The organism is Senegalia massiliensis, assembly GCF_900626135.1.
In the GTDB taxonomy this organism is placed as follows: Bacteria; Bacillota; Clostridia; order Tissierellales; family SIT17; genus Anaeromonas; species Anaeromonas massiliensis.
Map to the genome: position 1 here is coordinate 524404 of NZ_LR130786.1, position 14822 is coordinate 539225.

The following is a 14822-nucleotide window of genomic DNA, read 5'->3' on the forward strand; positions in this document are numbered from 1 at the left end:
CTCCCTAGTACTATTTATAATTTCAATGCTTTAGTTGCAATAAATGTATCTATATATTCATCTAATAAATCTCCATGACCAGAACTATCTTCATAGAAACCACCAATTAAAAATCCTGCATCAATCTGTGCACCAATTTGGCTTTGTAAAGAATGTCCAAAGTCTAATGTATCATTATTTTTTATTCTTTCTTCTAATTGTTCCTTAGGAAGATCATCTATATCTGAATATGGTATACTATTTGATACAATTAATTTATTATTTTTTTCCCATTCATATAAATCAAATATAAATGAAATAGGATTTACAAATCCAGATATTAATACTCCACCTTTTTTTAATATTCTATAACATTCTTTCCATACTAATTCAATATTTGAGATAAAACAGTTAGAAACAGGATGGAAAATAAAATCAAAGCTTTCATCTTCGAATCTCGATAAATCTCTCATATCTCCTTGTTCTAATTTTATAGATAAATTATCTCTTTCTGATACCATTTCATCTTTTTTTAACTGTTCTTTACTATTATCAAAAACTGTAACATTAGCTCCTAATGCTGAATATATAGGACCTTGTTGTCCTCCACCAGACGCAAGACATAATACATTTTTACCTTTTATATCACCAATCCATTCTTTAGGAACAGGCTTTGTAGGAGTTAGCAACAATTCATATTTTCCTTTTTTTGCATCTTGTATTTGAGCTTTAGTTACAGGTATAGTCCATTTATTCCCTAATTTAACTTCATTATCCCAAGCCATACTATTATGTTTTAAAATATCCATATTTAAATCCCCTTTGTTTTTTATTACCTAATAATTCATCTCTTCTTAAATTCTCTATTTTAATCTTTCATAATCATTTTTAGTTAAGTTATAATATAACACATTTACTTTTTTATTATCTAATAATTTTATGTTTTCATTACGATTAAATTTATATCTAAAACCACATTTTTCATTAACTCTTCTAGACCTTTCATTGAAATCATAATGTCCACACCATATCAAATCTAAATTCATTTCTTCAAACCCATATTTAATTAAACGATTTACTGCCTCTGGAATATATCCATTTCCCCAGTATTCTGGATTTAAAACATAACCTATTTCTCTTTGTTTTAATTCTTTTAATTTATTATCTGGAGTTCTTTTATGTAATCCTATTCCACCAATCACCTTACTTTGTGACTTTAATTCTATGGCATAGACATCATTATTTTCTATAAATATTTTTATTATTTTTTTACTTTCATCTTCATCTTTATGTGGTTTCCATCCTGCATTAGGTCCAACTAAATTACTCTTTGCATATTCATACATATCCTTACTATCAGATTCTACCCATTCTCTTAAAATTAACCTTTCACTCTCTAATTTTTTCATAATATCTCCCTTCTTAATATTATAGGCTGTCCTATTTTAAAAGAATCTGTTAAATTAATTTATTTTACTATCTATGAAATCAATTACTCTATTAATTTCTTTATTATAATTATTATTTATTTCAAAATAATTAACTCCATTTTTATAACATTTTGCTCTAAATTTATCATGTTCATTAATAAAATCATCAACAGACCTATTTTCTTTATAAATTCTAGTTTCAATTATATTTCTATGTGAAATTATTCCTGATTCAAAATTTTGAATAATATACTCTCTAGAAAACCCTAAAAACACATTTATTATATTATCCTTATAACAATCTTCAAAGTCATTAATAAGACTTGGCATTAAATAACAACCTTCAATAATTATATTTTGATTATTTTCAACACATGTCATTATAATTCCTTTAATTATAGACCATAATTTCTCTGCTATTAATTCATCACTATCTGTAGGTTTAAAGCCAAAATCTATCCCACTTCTATACAATCCCATTTTCATATGATCAATTGAATAATAGGGTATATTATATTTTTCCATTAATATTTGAGAAAGATTTGTCTTACCAGTACAACTGTTACCTCCAATTAATATAATCATTATTACCATCCTTTAATTGCTTATTATAAAATTTAAATCTAACTGAATTTAAAATTTTAATAAGTGATATTAAAATAATATTTTTTTCAATATAAATTCCTTGAAAACAAATTATGTAGAATAAATATGATATATCATATTTATTCTACATTTATCCTTAATAACCCTTTTATTCTAAAACTTTTTTCTATTTCTCATACTTTGTTAGATTTTTCAGAGATATTCATTATCTCATTAAAACTAATATTAAAACTTATTCGTATCTCTAAAAACTGTATTTATAAATTTATTTTTTCTCAACAGGAATCCATATTTCACAAAAGCAATTTGATTTAAAATCTTCTGAATATAATTCAAAATCAGTATCATCAATCATAGTATACTCTGAGCTAGGAAGAAATTCGGAAAAAATTCTCTCCCATGTTGAACCTATACAATCTGCAGTTTCACCAATACATTTAAATACAGCCCATAATGTAGGTTTTACATCCCATATAGCATATCCATCAGGTATACTTTCACCATTGAACTCCATTCCGATACCATAATCAAAATATTTACTTTCCTTTGATATTGGTGCACAAACACCGTAAATATCATTATTAGTAGTATTTTGTTTTAAAGTATCAAATGTCCCATTGGCACCACATTCTTGCCAAAAATCTGGTATTTCAGTATTTCCCTCCTCTGAAATTGATTCATTTCTAAATTTTCTGACCTTAGCTAATAACTTAAATTCTTCTCGCTTCTCAATTCTGTAATCCATAATAGTACCACCTTCCAATTTAATTTTAATTACAAGGCGATTAAATGATTTTAACTTCGTACCTACACGTTTTGCCATACTTGGTGTAATGCCATGAAATCTTGTAAATGCCTTTGTAAAGCTTTCAGGTGAACTATACCTATATTTTAAAGCAATATCAATTACTTTTGAGTTAGATAGGGAAAGTTCTTGACCAGCCATAGACAATCTTCTATTTCTAATATACTCATTAGATGTAATGCCAGTAACTAAACTAAATGTTCTATGAAAATGATAACTTGACATATAAATGTGTTTTGCAACATCTTCATAAGTAATTGATTCTAATATATTATCTTCCATATAATCTATTGCCTTTTGTAAGTTTTGAAGAAAATCCATTTTCTCACCTCCTATATAAATTGTACTAAAGTGTAGCTATTATTTCCTATCTTCCCTTGCTTTTATCTGTCTTTATAAACTGTAGGATAAGAATTTTTATAATAAAGAATGTAAATATACTATTTTTTATACCTTCTGAATAGTTCAATAGAAGTCAATATACATACTATTAACATAAAAATACCGTTAAAATATCTTCTAGAGCTTATATTAAACACTCCAACAATAAGTGAAATAATTGAAGACAAAGTAAGTTATATTTTCCCTTGTTCTTTCTCTCCATTCTTAATAATAATTCTCCTTTTCATTTCTAATATAAATATTCTATTATCTCTAACTATAATTATTCTACATACCTTATTAAATTCATTTTTAAATAGAATATTAATATAGTTTCAAATAAAACTATACTAATATTCTCTATCTACAACATGTAAAACCTTATGATTAGATATTAAATTTTCATCTTTAAAAAACTCTGGATATACTTCATAATTTTTTATATCTTTAAGTGGAATCCATTCCAATTTTTCTTTAATACCATCTTCTGTTAAACTTTCATTAATTAAAAGATAATTATCTATTGGCTTCATATAATAATAAATGGATATTTCATGAAAATGTTCCCCAGTAGAGTCTAAGGTAAAGAAATTTTCATGAATATATCCCATTCTATCTATTTCAAATAATATTCCAGTCTCTTCATGGACTTCTCTTATTACTGCTTGTTCCATACTTTCATGTAAATTTACACGTCCACCAACAGAATAATAATAAGGCTCCCTATTACTTTTAACCATCAGTACTTTATTTTCATTAATAATAATTGCTCCAACACGATAATTAAACTTACCCTGTTCTGTTTTAAAAGTACAATCCATTATAAACTTTCACCATCTTTCTTATAAATATATGATTATTTTTATAATTCTAACTAAATTATTATATAAAAGTATATAACCGATCTATATCATCACTACAAATATAAGGCAATGCTTCATTGATTTGTTCTATTTCCCAATTCCACCATTTAATCTCTAATAGTTTTTCTATATCTGAAGCAGAAAATCTCTTTTTAATAACTTTACCAGGATTACCACCAACTATAGTATAAGGTTCTACATCCTTACTTACTACAGCTCTTGCTGCAATTATTGCTCCATCACCTATTTTTACTCCTGGCATAATAACTGCTTCTGTACCAATCCATACATCATTCCCTATAACTGTATCTCCTTTACGTCTAAATCCATCTTTAGCATTTGGAAATATTTCAGAATCAAAAGGATATACAGAAATCCATTTATTATTATGTCCTTGATTACCTGCAAGTAGAAAACTTACACCTGAACCTATTGAACAAAATTTCCCTATTTCTAATTTATCAAATAAAAAATCTTCCCCATAAATTTTCTTATAATTTTTAGTGCTTCCATCTCCCAATAAATATCTTACACAAATATCTTCAAATTCTTCTTTATGATAATATCCAGAATAATATGTAAAATCTCCAATTTTAATGTTTGGATTCTTTATATTTCCCTTTAAATATTTACTACTTAACCAGTTTTCAAATTTATTTTCCACTTAAATCTACCTTTCATGTTTTTTTCCTGTTTCATCTAAATTTTTTTACTATCTATAAACTAAGTTTTATAAAATATCCATTCTGCCCATTCTCCACTTTCATTAGACTATTCAATATATTTTACTAATTCACTTTTTAATACTTTAATTAAATTTTCAAATTCAGTAAATAACCTATACTATGTTTTTAATAAGTAATTATATTATGCTTATTATAGAGAAAATTCTAATTGATAGTCTCTAGGGTCACTTTCATAAAATTCTTTATTTATTTCCATTGCCTCTTTACATCCTATTGCAAAATAAAAAGCAATTGTTTCTTCAGCTGACCCTGCACATATATAAATTTTATCTACTTTCCATCCTCTTGCTACATCTGCTGAAAGCATGAATAATTTTTTTCCTATACCTTTACTTCTACATTCCAAAGTTATAAAAAGTTGATCTAATAAAACATAACTATATTCTTGTCCAAAAATTTCACGATTGATAGTTGAAAATCCTAATAACTTATTATTACTATCAAAAGCACCAATTGCACTCCCACCATTTTCAATAGTATCTTTCAAATTATTGTAATGATATTCATATCCATTTGGCCAGTCTAGATCATGGTAATTAATTTCAACTAATTGCTGCTTACCATTTACTTTCCTCCATGCTTTTCCAATATATTGAGATGGATCCATTTCATTTATGCACTTGCAATCTTCTATTGATAATTTTCTATAAATAATATTCTCCATTTAATTTTTACCCCCATATACTTATAAAATTATTAAAGGCTATTTAATCTGTTTTGTTTTAAAAGTAAACATATCTAAAATCACAAAAATAGTACAGATTATTCTTTAATTCCTTTAGCAAGTAGAAATTCTCCATTATCAACCATTGTTCTTTTAGTATAGGTTTTAAGTTCAATATCAATTATAGTTTCTAATGCTTTTTTATCTTTACATATTTCTTCAATTGATTGTGCATTGCCACAACTAAAACATGGACTTCCTCCCAATGTAATATTTTTAAAATCTCCATCTGTTAATAATTTTTGTAACTCTTCTCCTTCAAAAAAATGTCTAGGTGGATGAGTAATCTTTTCATGTTTAAGTAAATCGCCAGTCTCCATAACTTTATTTAATAACCAGTACTCCGGATTGCTAAAAAAGTCTAAATTTTGATTTCCCAATAACATTTTTAAAATTCCCCATTTATTATTAACACTTAATGCAAGTACCCCTTTGTGTTTTAATACTCTATAAAATTCAGAAATAACACACTCTCTATCATCTATAATATATGAAAGTGGAGCACCGTAGCAAATTATCATATCAAAACTTTCATTTTCAAAAGAGGATAAATCCTTAATATCTCCTTGAAAAATTCCTTCAATATTGTGATTCACATTTTGTTCATTTATCTTTTTCTGAGCAATTCTAAGTTGTTCATCAGATATATCAAACAATGTTACTTTACAACCCATATTTGCAAATTCAATACTATATCTACCCGCTCCACAACCTGCATCAAGTATTTTCATACCTTCATGTAAATGTTCTTTTATAAAATCCATATGAAGTATAAAATTAATTCTGCTATATATATCTTCTTCTAATCTATTCCATTCTCGAATCCCATACTCGTTATAAAACTCTCTTATTTCATTATCCATACAGTACGCTCCTTATGATTTTAAAGTTTTAACTCATAATACTCCTCTTTTTCATCTTCTGATATTTTATAGAATCCTACAGATGTAAACAGTCTTTTTGAACGTTCATTATATTTATATATACCTTTTAATTTGATACATGATAACCCAATATCTTTTGCTCTTTCAATAAGGACAGTTAATACTTTTTTTGCAATTCTCTTTCCCCAGTATTTTTTATTACCAATAACTATTGGCATCATTTTATCTGATAATGTTACATCACCAATGGGTATCCATGATTTCTCATGTGATATTTCTATAAAATACAACTCTCCATTATCACTTAAGTAAGTATACATTCTATTTATTATTTCTAAATCGTAAGTTTTTTCCGTTATACCTTCTGAATAATATAATACTTCAGAATCCTCATACCAAGGCAAGGCATATTGCCACTCATTCTCACATGATTTCCTTAATCTTAACTTTTCATCTATATTTATAATATTAGGTTGTACAAAATTCTCTATTGCCATTTTAATCACTCTTTCATTTACTTAAGAATCTTCTATTAACTTGTCCCTCTTATTATTCCATTGCTGTTCTGTTATTCTCCAAACATCATTAGGAATGTATTTATATCTTGAGTATCCTAATTTCTTTGCGTTTCTGTTAGCCATTTCTATAAATTCAATATTTCTATTTACTCCTTCCCTTAAACTCTGAACTACAATTCGTGACCAAATCCCACCCTTATGATATAAATCTTTAATTTGAAAATCTTTTTCTAATCTATCTATATCATATTTCACTTTATGATGTTCAACAGTCCATTCATCATTTGACCATGATAGGATTGAGAATTCTGCTGAAGTCTCCTTATTAAAATGTCCTCCAACTGATCCAGGATTTAAAACAAGTTTGCCATTTATAAATTTACTCCATTGTTGATGAGTATGACCACAGATTAATACTTTTTCATCTATATTATTTAGAATTTCTACAAGTCTATCCTCTTTGTGGGGATAAAGATGTTCGTAAATATCTTCTGTAGAACCATGAACTACTCTAATAGAGTCAAAATCTTGAATTTGTATTGTTTCTTGATCAGATAGTTTTCTTATAAACTCAATGTTATGAGATTCTAATTCATCTCTAGTCCAAACCATAGAGTCTAATTGTCTATATTTATTCCAATCAACAGTTGTATCATCAATAGTTCTAAATATGTACTCTTCTCTATTACCACGTATAATCCATCCCTTTAATTTAGATATCCTATTAAGAACTTCATTAGGATGAGGACAATCACTAATATGATCACCTGCTATAATAAAATACTCAATTCCTTGATTCATTGAGTATTCAATCACCACTTCTAGTGCAGTCAAATTTCCATGAATATCTGATAGCACTGATATTTTCATTTTTTCACCTTCTTTAGTATTCCTATAATAATTAATCATCAATTTTTATTACATTGCCAATAACTTCTATATTATCACCATTATATATCAATCCAGATTCATCAGATATAGCATATATTATTTTATTTTTTTCTTTCAAGATTGGAAATTCATTTTTTAATGGACTTCCTTCATAATGTACTTCAATATAAAAATCTGAGCTTGTCAAGCCAAGTCCTTTATAAAAACTAAATTCAGTGTAATCTTTATCAGGAGTGCAGAAATATTCAGGCAACTGAATCAATGCTCCGGCACTTGCACCCATTACTATACCTTTAAAAGATTTGATGATATCAACAAGCCCCTTTTCTCTTAGACGTTCCATTGCTTTATCAGGTAATCCTCCTGTCAAAAAAATGACATCAGAACTAGAAATCTTTCTTTTCATTACATTTAAATCATCGTTATAATAATGAACTATATCAATATTACTATCAGAAACTCCCAACTTGCTAAATTGTTCTGCAATTAATTCATAGTACTCTCCACCTTTATTACAATAGCGATCATACTCTGAAACTGTAGGCATTTTTTGTTGTGAGTGTGAAAATGGTATAACCACTACTTTCATACTATCGTTAATATAATCTAATAGTTTTTCTCGTAATTCTCCTTCACCAAAATCATAAGAACTAGTCAATATATTAATCATTATTTACACCTCATTTATAGATTTTTTCTCATTTTTACAAAATCATATTTCTCTCCATTTGTCTCCTGTATGTAATCCTCTACTATATCAAACCCTATTTTTTGATATGTTTTTATTGCCCGTTTATTAAACTTTGCAACTGCTAACATCAAATAATCTCTAATATAATTGAAATGTTTTACTCCAAAATCTATGCCAGATATGACAAAACTAGGGCCGTACCCTTGTCCTGTAAATTCAGGTTTTAAACCAAAACCAATCCACATGATATTATTTTTAAAATAGTATGAATAAAATCCAATTAATTCTTTATTTTTATTTAAAACTGCAAATTTATACTTCCACTGTTTTGAATCTAAAAATTCTTCCAAATCTTCTTTATCTGCCGTCATATTGTAAAAAGAATAATCCCCTTTATATTTCCAGTTATATGAAATTTCATTTGCATATTTCTCATTCATTGGTATAAAATTATACTCCATAAAAAATCAACTCCTATATATAAATATTAATTGCTAAAATAAAAAATTTATAAAGAAAGAAATAATAAGACCAAATAGAATACTATAAAGAATCATTTCTAATTGAAATTTTAAAATAGCTTTTTTCTTTAAATATTCACTTTTAAAGTAAACGTAACCTTCTATATTGTCTATAAAGGGTGATGTTGAAGCTATATGTGTATATATGAACATTAGACCAGAAAAGAATAAAAATTTTAACATAAAAGAAAATTCTACTAAATTATCTATAAATGGATATAAAACAATTGACATTAAAAACCCTCTTAAAATTTGTGCAGGCATAAAATATCGTGAAACATATAAACTTTCTTCTTTATTTGACATATCCCTTAAAAAACTACAAAGTCTTTTTCGACTTTCATAAATATCTTTGCTAATTTTTAGAGCTATTACTCCCGCAATTAAATAGGATACTACATGAGACAAGATAAAAAATAAGCTAAATTTTATATATTCCATAATATCCCCCCAAATATTTAAATAGTATTCTAACCAGATTACTCTAACTATACAGTATTTTTCTTAATCCTATTTCTCATATTCACGATTTAACTCATAGTCTACAGTAGATTGTAGTACCCCCAGCTGGTCTTTCCATGAATCAATTCGTATGCCTTTCTTTTTAAAACCTATTTTCTCATATACATGCTGTGCTCTTGTATTATTAAGATTAGTATCCAATATAATTTTATTTACTTTCATATCTTCAAATAAGTATTTTATCAACAGTTCTATAGCCTTTGTTCCATACCCTTTCTCTTGATAAGTAAAATCACATATTTTAATACCTATTTCAGCAATTTTATTTACTATTTTATAACTCATCTCACCAATTTCTTTATTATCAATTTCTATTATTAACCTTCTCGCATTACTAGTTTCATTACTTAAAGTATCAATTAACTCATCAATATCAACGTTAAGTCCCTTTGGAAAACCAGCATGAGCCATTATTTTTCCATCATTCCACCATTTGCAAAGAATTTTAGCATCATTTTCATCTGCTTGTCTTATGACTAAATTTTCATTTTTTAGATACATATTAGTCCCCTTAAATAATTAATAGTTTTAAATAATATTTTTGATTAAAAGTTATTTTGAATTAATTGTTATAAATCTATAAATTAAAATATTCTTCTATTTTAACTTTTGAATTAATTATATCTTCTGAACTCTGCACTATTTCTAAGATTATCTTTCCATCAAATTCATTCAATATATTAGTGAAAATATAACTATAATCAATATTACCTTGACCTATAGGTAGATGTTCATGGACTAACTTCATACGTCTATCTGCTACATGTAATATTTTAGGAATCTTTATTTCTATCATAGATTCAAGATGTTCATAATCATCTATATGAGCTATATCAAGAATAAATTCTAATTTAGGATTTTGTTTGAAAATAATTTCTATTTCATTTGTTGTATTAAATACACGATCTAATCTACTGTTATTTTCCAAATATAAGGTGATATTTTCTTTTTCTAATTTTTCTAAAGCAAATGTCATTTCATCTGATAGTTTATAGATTGTATTCCTATCTATTGTTTCACTTTCACATATTGGATGTATTATTAAATCATCATGTCCTAAATATTTTAATATTCGGACTAATTTTGGTACATGTTCCCTAAATTCATTTATATCTAAAACCGCATGAATTATTGTTGGAAAATTATTATCTTCAGCAAACTTTACTTCTTCTTTATAGGGATTAAAATATCTTGCTAAACATCCTATTTGCATAATTTCCCCTCCATGTAATTATTTAATTTTAAAATTATTATTTTTTATTTAATATATATAAATTCATATATTTCATTGTTACCTGAGAAATTGTATAGATAGTATTTTCCATTATATCTTCAACTACAAATTTCTTTACCATAATCTTTCATTTTTATTTAACTTACCCTATATTGTTTTTGCATATAATAAATTATCATAATAGTTCTTATTAAATTCTACAGCCTTACTAAGTAATCCTTCTTTTATATAATTATTTTTTATGGCTACCTTTTCACTTGCCTTATTTTTAGGATCCATTCTAATTTCAAGTCTCACTAAATTTAATGTATTAAAAGCAATTTTTTCTAATTCTTTTACTACTTTAGTAGCTATGCCAAATCCTGAGTAATTTCTATCTATAAAATATCCTATTTCACCTATATGGTCATATTCTTGATAAATTGTAATTCCACATCCTCCAACAACTTTCCCTTTAAATATAATTGCATAATTATATTCTAAGTTATTTTCTCTTTTATATCTCCTTCTTTCTATCCATCTACTTTCCATTTCAATTGAATCAGGTATAGTTGAATAATAATATGTAGAATCAATATTATTTAGTATTTCATAAAAATCTTTAGCATCTTCTAGTTTTGGATATCTTAATTCTATCATTTTAGCCTCCTAATTAATGTTGCCTTATGATATTTAAATGATTCTTTAAAAAATCTATATTAGAATTATAAATTTCAACAATATCTTTTAAATCCTCTTTTTCTAATAAGTCTACATAAAAATCTTTGTTTTCAAAAATCATATTAATTACTTGTACTTGTAGCTGCTACTGTAGAAGCAGTTATTGCAGCAATCATTGTAGCTTGTTGAGCTGCAATAATAGCTTGAATTGAAACATTAAGAGTTGTATCAACAACCATGTCACCTGATTTCTCTTTAATATATTCACTAGTAATAATTGCTGAAGCCATTAGTAAATTCATACCTTTTCCTAACCATTTATATCTCTTTTGATTTTTTAAATAAGTAGCAATTTCAACTAAATCGACCATTAATTCATTTTTATCACTGTCAATAAGACTTATTAATCCAATAGCAGGATAATAATCTGCATAAATTTTAAATTTATTTCTCTTCAAATAATTATATATATTCTCACATTTATCAACAGAATATCTGACATCTTTTTTACTGAATGCCATGACATGAGATAACATTTGTAACCCATTACTTTTACTAAATCCTCTACTATTAAGTTCTTGATAATAAGCTTCCAATATATCAGTATTATGCTCTGTACTTGCAAGTAAAATAGAAAGAGCATAATCATCTCCACTAGTTAAAAATGGATGATTCTGCTTCATTTCCTTATATATCTGCATTGCTTTTTCACTATAACTAGATAAATCATCACCTTCATAAACACTTAATAATGCATAGAGTGCTGTTGGCAAATAAGTAGAATTCTTAAATCCAATAGATTTTAAAATCTTCTCATTATCAATCATAAATTTAAACTGATCTTTAGGTGAATCTGAATTAGCGCATAATAAACCACTCATAGCAAACATCATGTGTCCTCTAAAAGGAGAAAACATACCTGTGTTACTTTTAATATAATCTTTGACTTCTTTAATCTGAATAGTATCCAGTTCCTTTTCTTTCATCGCATAAGTTAATGCAACTAGATGTCTTGCCATATCATTTTCCCATTTAAATGATTCCCTTATATCTTCATAGTATTGCATCATCTTATTAAGTTTGTCTTCATATCTTGATTTCATAATTACCTCCTAGATTATTTAAAAAATATATAAGCCTTTCAAATCTATAATACCTTAACTTATTCATTTAAAAAGGATCTATCTTTTATATCATTTATAAATAAGAAAAGTTATTAATATAGATACCATAATATATATAGTAAAATCAATAATTTTCAAAAAAAACACATCACTCTATCATTTTTGATAATTTTTCATCATTAAAATATTCTAACTTTAATAATTCATCATATGGATTCCCTTCTATATTCAAACATTTAGCAAATGCTGGCTCTGTTTTTATACCTTCTTTCTTTAATTGTATTATTTTTCTTTTAAAACTATCTCCACCTATATTTAATAACCTTTTTTCTATTAACATATGCTTATATCCGTTCTGTTCTACAGTTGGTAATGACTGTCCAAATATTTCAATGATAAATTCATCACATATAAATTTTGAAACCATATTTTTAATTCCATCTTTTTCATATCTGTTTATTTTGAATTTTTTCATTTTATAAAAATTAGTCCGTAAAACTTTTTCAAATTCATCAAAATCATATACTTCACATATAATATCTAAATCACTATTTTCTATGTCTATATTAATTGGAATTGTCCCTACTAAAATTGGATTGAACTTTGTTAAAACATCAAATACTTCTATTTTTTTCAAAACTTTATATGCTCTTTTCTGTTTATCATTTCCCTTTAATAAATATGATATATTTCCAAATATATATGACATTACTTTCTCCTTTATATTTCTATATAATGCTTTAATCTAATTTTTCAATTTCTGTTAATTCTAAGATATTTTAAAATATTTATTATGTGTAACATCTCTTCTTTGATTATAGATAATTCCTAATATCACAGCAACAATAAATTCTATAATATATAAAATAAGTATTTTAAACCCTATATCTAATCTTAAATATCCATCACTACCTATATATACTGCTAGACCAATACAAGCGTTATACCAAGCGTGTGCTACTACACATAAAGTTATATTTTCACTATACTTATATAACGTAGAAAAACTAAAACTTAATATAATTGTCATTATAATATACAAACTAAAGCTAATTTCACTTTGAACTGTTCCCTTTATCATCCACAATGGAAAATGCCATATAGCCCATATAACCCCTACAACTATAGTGGCAGGTATATAACTAATTACTCTTTCTAGTTTTGGTTGAAGATAACCTCTCCATCCTATTTCTTCAAATCCTCCACCTACTATCATAAGAGGTAAATTAATAAACATATATATAATTGAAACAGGATTTTCTATTCCAAGACCAAACCAAACCATAAAAAATCGCCATAAAATATATAATAAAAATAGTAAAACAACCTTTTTAGTAATATTCTTATTAAATATAAAATCTCTAAATGAAGTAAATGAAAATTCTTTAGGATATTTTTTATAAAGTATATAAAAACTCATCATAGGACCTAATGCTCCTAATAAATAAGGAATCCAAAATAACATTTCTCCGTACCAAAGTGTATTAAAAAAATTATTTCCTATTATAATCAGACCCCAAAATAACCATGTTATAGTAAATGTATATAGCAAAAACAATAATATTTTCTTTTCTATTTTATTTTTCATATCAATAATTATCCCCCCAATCTATATCCTATTTTCCAAATATACTCCGTTAATTATTTATGCTTTCAAATCTCAATTATATAGATAAAAACTTAATGACTTTTATTATTGATTATTATGAATGTGTACTCTGCTATATAATAAACCATCTACCCATTTATCATTTATTTTCATAACTTTCTTCTCACTACCTACCAATGTAAATCCATTTTTCAATAGGACTATTTGTGATCCAATATTTTCTGTAGATGTGCCTGCTTCAATCTTTCTCAAACCATATTTAGTAAATCCTTGTTCAATAACTTGTTTTACTGCTTTTGATGCATAACCCTTTCCTTGATACTCTTTTCCTATGCGATAACCTAACTCTGCTTTTCGTACATGTTCTCCTTCTATAGAATGAAGATTTACTCTACCTACTATTTTCCCAAAATCATCACGAATAATATGCATATAACATTTACCACTTAATTGTTCTTCTATTAATTCTTTCATAATTTCTTCAAATCTTTCAATTTCAAAATATCCTTCTGGTCTTGGAGGAAGTACACTTTCAAAATACTCTCGATTTTCAAGCTCAAATTCATAAATATCTTCAATGTTTTTAATATTTATATTCTCAATTCTTATGCTCATATAAAAACCCTTTCTTATG

Annotated in this window: 21 protein-coding genes; all 21 read right to left on the reverse strand. The window is 26.1% G+C overall.

What is annotated here, in order from left to right; all coding sequences use genetic code 11:
• Positions 1-14 precede the first annotated feature (14 nt).
• The gene (locus E0D94_RS12440) at positions 15-788 is read right to left on the reverse strand and encodes a class I SAM-dependent methyltransferase (RefSeq protein WP_130807886.1); all 774 of its coding nucleotides are present in this window, start codon (positions 786-788) and stop codon (positions 15-17) included.
• Positions 789-842: 54 nt separating this feature from the next.
• Positions 843-1388, reverse strand: a complete 546-nt coding sequence (locus E0D94_RS12445; RefSeq protein ID WP_130807887.1) for a GNAT family N-acetyltransferase — start codon at positions 1386-1388, stop codon at positions 843-845.
• Positions 1389-1442: 54 nt separating this feature from the next.
• Positions 1443-1994: a 2-phosphoglycerate kinase gene (locus tag E0D94_RS12450; protein ID WP_130807888.1), complete on the reverse strand. Its 552-nt coding sequence runs from the start codon at positions 1992-1994 to the stop codon at positions 1443-1445.
• Between the two features lie 286 nt (positions 1995-2280).
• Positions 2281-3141, reverse strand: coding sequence for an AraC family transcriptional regulator (locus tag E0D94_RS12455; RefSeq protein ID WP_130807889.1), 861 nt, complete (start codon positions 3139-3141; stop codon positions 2281-2283).
• A gap of 410 nt (positions 3142-3551) precedes the next feature.
• Positions 3552-4022, reverse strand: coding sequence for an NUDIX hydrolase (locus tag E0D94_RS12460; RefSeq protein ID WP_130807890.1), 471 nt, complete (start codon positions 4020-4022; stop codon positions 3552-3554).
• 61 nt (positions 4023-4083) lie between these two features.
• Positions 4084-4728, reverse strand: coding sequence for a CatB-related O-acetyltransferase (locus tag E0D94_RS12465; RefSeq protein WP_130807891.1), 645 nt, complete (start codon positions 4726-4728; stop codon positions 4084-4086).
• A gap of 212 nt (positions 4729-4940) precedes the next feature.
• Entirely contained in the window at positions 4941-5474 is a 534-nt protein-coding gene (locus E0D94_RS12470; protein WP_130807892.1) for a GNAT family N-acetyltransferase, read from the reverse strand.
• Positions 5475-5572: 98 nt separating this feature from the next.
• Positions 5573-6397, reverse strand: a complete 825-nt coding sequence (locus tag E0D94_RS12475) for a class I SAM-dependent methyltransferase (RefSeq protein ID WP_130807893.1) — start codon at positions 6395-6397, stop codon at positions 5573-5575.
• A gap of 20 nt (positions 6398-6417) precedes the next feature.
• A complete protein-coding gene (locus E0D94_RS12480; RefSeq protein ID WP_130807894.1) occupies positions 6418-6915 on the reverse strand; it encodes a GNAT family N-acetyltransferase in 498 nt (165 codons plus the stop codon).
• A 21-nt stretch (positions 6916-6936) separates the two neighbouring features.
• Entirely contained in the window at positions 6937-7806 is an 870-nt protein-coding gene (locus E0D94_RS12485; RefSeq protein WP_165442966.1) for a metallophosphoesterase family protein, read from the reverse strand.
• A gap of 31 nt (positions 7807-7837) precedes the next feature.
• Positions 7838-8497, reverse strand: coding sequence for a Type 1 glutamine amidotransferase-like domain-containing protein (locus tag E0D94_RS12490; protein ID WP_130807896.1), 660 nt, complete (start codon positions 8495-8497; stop codon positions 7838-7840).
• Positions 8498-8511: 14 nt separating this feature from the next.
• Positions 8512-8979, reverse strand: a complete 468-nt coding sequence (locus E0D94_RS12495; RefSeq protein WP_130807897.1) for a GNAT family N-acetyltransferase — start codon at positions 8977-8979, stop codon at positions 8512-8514.
• 33 nt (positions 8980-9012) lie between these two features.
• A complete protein-coding gene (locus E0D94_RS12500; RefSeq protein ID WP_130807898.1) occupies positions 9013-9480 on the reverse strand; it encodes a hypothetical protein in 468 nt (155 codons plus the stop codon).
• Between the two features lie 69 nt (positions 9481-9549).
• Complete coding sequence (locus E0D94_RS12505) at positions 9550-10062, reverse strand: GNAT family N-acetyltransferase (protein ID WP_130807899.1); 513 nt, start codon at positions 10060-10062, stop codon at positions 9550-9552.
• A 76-nt stretch (positions 10063-10138) separates the two neighbouring features.
• The gene (locus E0D94_RS12510; protein ID WP_242620544.1) at positions 10139-10774 is read right to left on the reverse strand and encodes a TIM barrel protein; all 636 of its coding nucleotides are present in this window, start codon (positions 10772-10774) and stop codon (positions 10139-10141) included.
• 168 nt (positions 10775-10942) lie between these two features.
• Positions 10943-11434 (reverse strand): GNAT family N-acetyltransferase, encoded by a 492-nt coding sequence (locus E0D94_RS12515; protein ID WP_130807901.1) that lies wholly within the window; start codon positions 11432-11434, stop codon positions 10943-10945.
• 13 nt (positions 11435-11447) lie between these two features.
• On the reverse strand, positions 11448-11576 hold the full coding sequence (locus E0D94_RS15150) for a hypothetical protein (RefSeq protein WP_278044707.1): 129 nt from the start codon (positions 11574-11576) through the stop codon (positions 11448-11450).
• A 1-nt stretch (position 11577) separates the two neighbouring features.
• Positions 11578-12558, reverse strand: coding sequence for a DUF4003 family protein (locus E0D94_RS12520; RefSeq protein ID WP_130807902.1), 981 nt, complete (start codon positions 12556-12558; stop codon positions 11578-11580).
• Between the two features lie 169 nt (positions 12559-12727).
• On the reverse strand, positions 12728-13288 hold the full coding sequence (locus E0D94_RS12525; RefSeq protein ID WP_130807903.1) for a DUF4269 domain-containing protein: 561 nt from the start codon (positions 13286-13288) through the stop codon (positions 12728-12730).
• A gap of 60 nt (positions 13289-13348) precedes the next feature.
• Entirely contained in the window at positions 13349-14167 is an 819-nt protein-coding gene (locus E0D94_RS12530) for a CPBP family intramembrane glutamic endopeptidase (protein WP_130807904.1), read from the reverse strand.
• Positions 14168-14272: 105 nt separating this feature from the next.
• Complete coding sequence (locus E0D94_RS12535; RefSeq protein ID WP_130807905.1) at positions 14273-14803, reverse strand: GNAT family N-acetyltransferase; 531 nt, start codon at positions 14801-14803, stop codon at positions 14273-14275.
• Positions 14804-14822: the final 19 nt, after the last annotated feature.

Bases quoted from the DNA above. Each gene is read 5' to 3' on its own strand.
- E0D94_RS12440 (WP_130807886.1), bottom strand. From the start codon at position 788: ATGGATATTTTAAAACATAATAGTATGGCTTGGGATAATGAAGTTAAA.
- E0D94_RS12445 (WP_130807887.1), bottom strand. From the start codon at position 1,388: ATGAAAAAATTAGAGAGTGAAAGGTTAATTTTAAGAGAATGGGTAGAA.
- E0D94_RS12450 (WP_130807888.1), bottom strand. From the start codon at position 1,994: ATGATTATATTAATTGGAGGTAACAGTTGTACTGGTAAGACAAATCTT.
- E0D94_RS12455 (WP_130807889.1), bottom strand. From the start codon at position 3,141: ATGGATTTTCTTCAAAACTTACAAAAGGCAATAGATTATATGGAAGAT.
- E0D94_RS12460 (WP_130807890.1), bottom strand. From the start codon at position 4,022: ATGGATTGTACTTTTAAAACAGAACAGGGTAAGTTTAATTATCGTGTT.
- E0D94_RS12470 (WP_130807892.1), bottom strand. From the start codon at position 5,474: ATGGAGAATATTATTTATAGAAAATTATCAATAGAAGATTGCAAGTGC.
- E0D94_RS12475 (WP_130807893.1), bottom strand. From the start codon at position 6,397: ATGGATAATGAAATAAGAGAGTTTTATAACGAGTATGGGATTCGAGAA.
- E0D94_RS12480 (WP_130807894.1), bottom strand. From the start codon at position 6,915: ATGGCAATAGAGAATTTTGTACAACCTAATATTATAAATATAGATGAA.
- E0D94_RS12485 (WP_165442966.1), bottom strand. From the start codon at position 7,806: ATGAAAATATCAGTGCTATCAGATATTCATGGAAATTTGACTGCACTA.
- E0D94_RS12490 (WP_130807896.1), bottom strand. From the start codon at position 8,497: ATGATTAATATATTGACTAGTTCTTATGATTTTGGTGAAGGAGAATTA.
- E0D94_RS12495 (WP_130807897.1), bottom strand. From the start codon at position 8,979: ATGGAGTATAATTTTATACCAATGAATGAGAAATATGCAAATGAAATT.
- E0D94_RS12500 (WP_130807898.1), bottom strand. From the start codon at position 9,480: ATGGAATATATAAAATTTAGCTTATTTTTTATCTTGTCTCATGTAGTA.
- E0D94_RS12505 (WP_130807899.1), bottom strand. From the start codon at position 10,062: ATGTATCTAAAAAATGAAAATTTAGTCATAAGACAAGCAGATGAAAAT.
- E0D94_RS12510 (WP_242620544.1), bottom strand. From the start codon at position 10,774: ATGCAAATAGGATGTTTAGCAAGATATTTTAATCCCTATAAAGAAGAA.
- E0D94_RS12515 (WP_130807901.1), bottom strand. From the start codon at position 11,434: ATGATAGAATTAAGATATCCAAAACTAGAAGATGCTAAAGATTTTTAT.
- E0D94_RS15150 (WP_278044707.1), bottom strand. From the start codon at position 11,576: ATGATTTTTGAAAACAAAGATTTTTATGTAGACTTATTAGAAAAAGAG.
- E0D94_RS12520 (WP_130807902.1), bottom strand. From the start codon at position 12,558: ATGAAATCAAGATATGAAGACAAACTTAATAAGATGATGCAATACTAT.
- E0D94_RS12525 (WP_130807903.1), bottom strand. From the start codon at position 13,288: ATGTCATATATATTTGGAAATATATCATATTTATTAAAGGGAAATGAT.
- E0D94_RS12530 (WP_130807904.1), bottom strand. From the start codon at position 14,167: ATGAAAAATAAAATAGAAAAGAAAATATTATTGTTTTTGCTATATACA.
- E0D94_RS12535 (WP_130807905.1), bottom strand. From the start codon at position 14,803: ATGAGCATAAGAATTGAGAATATAAATATTAAAAACATTGAAGATATT.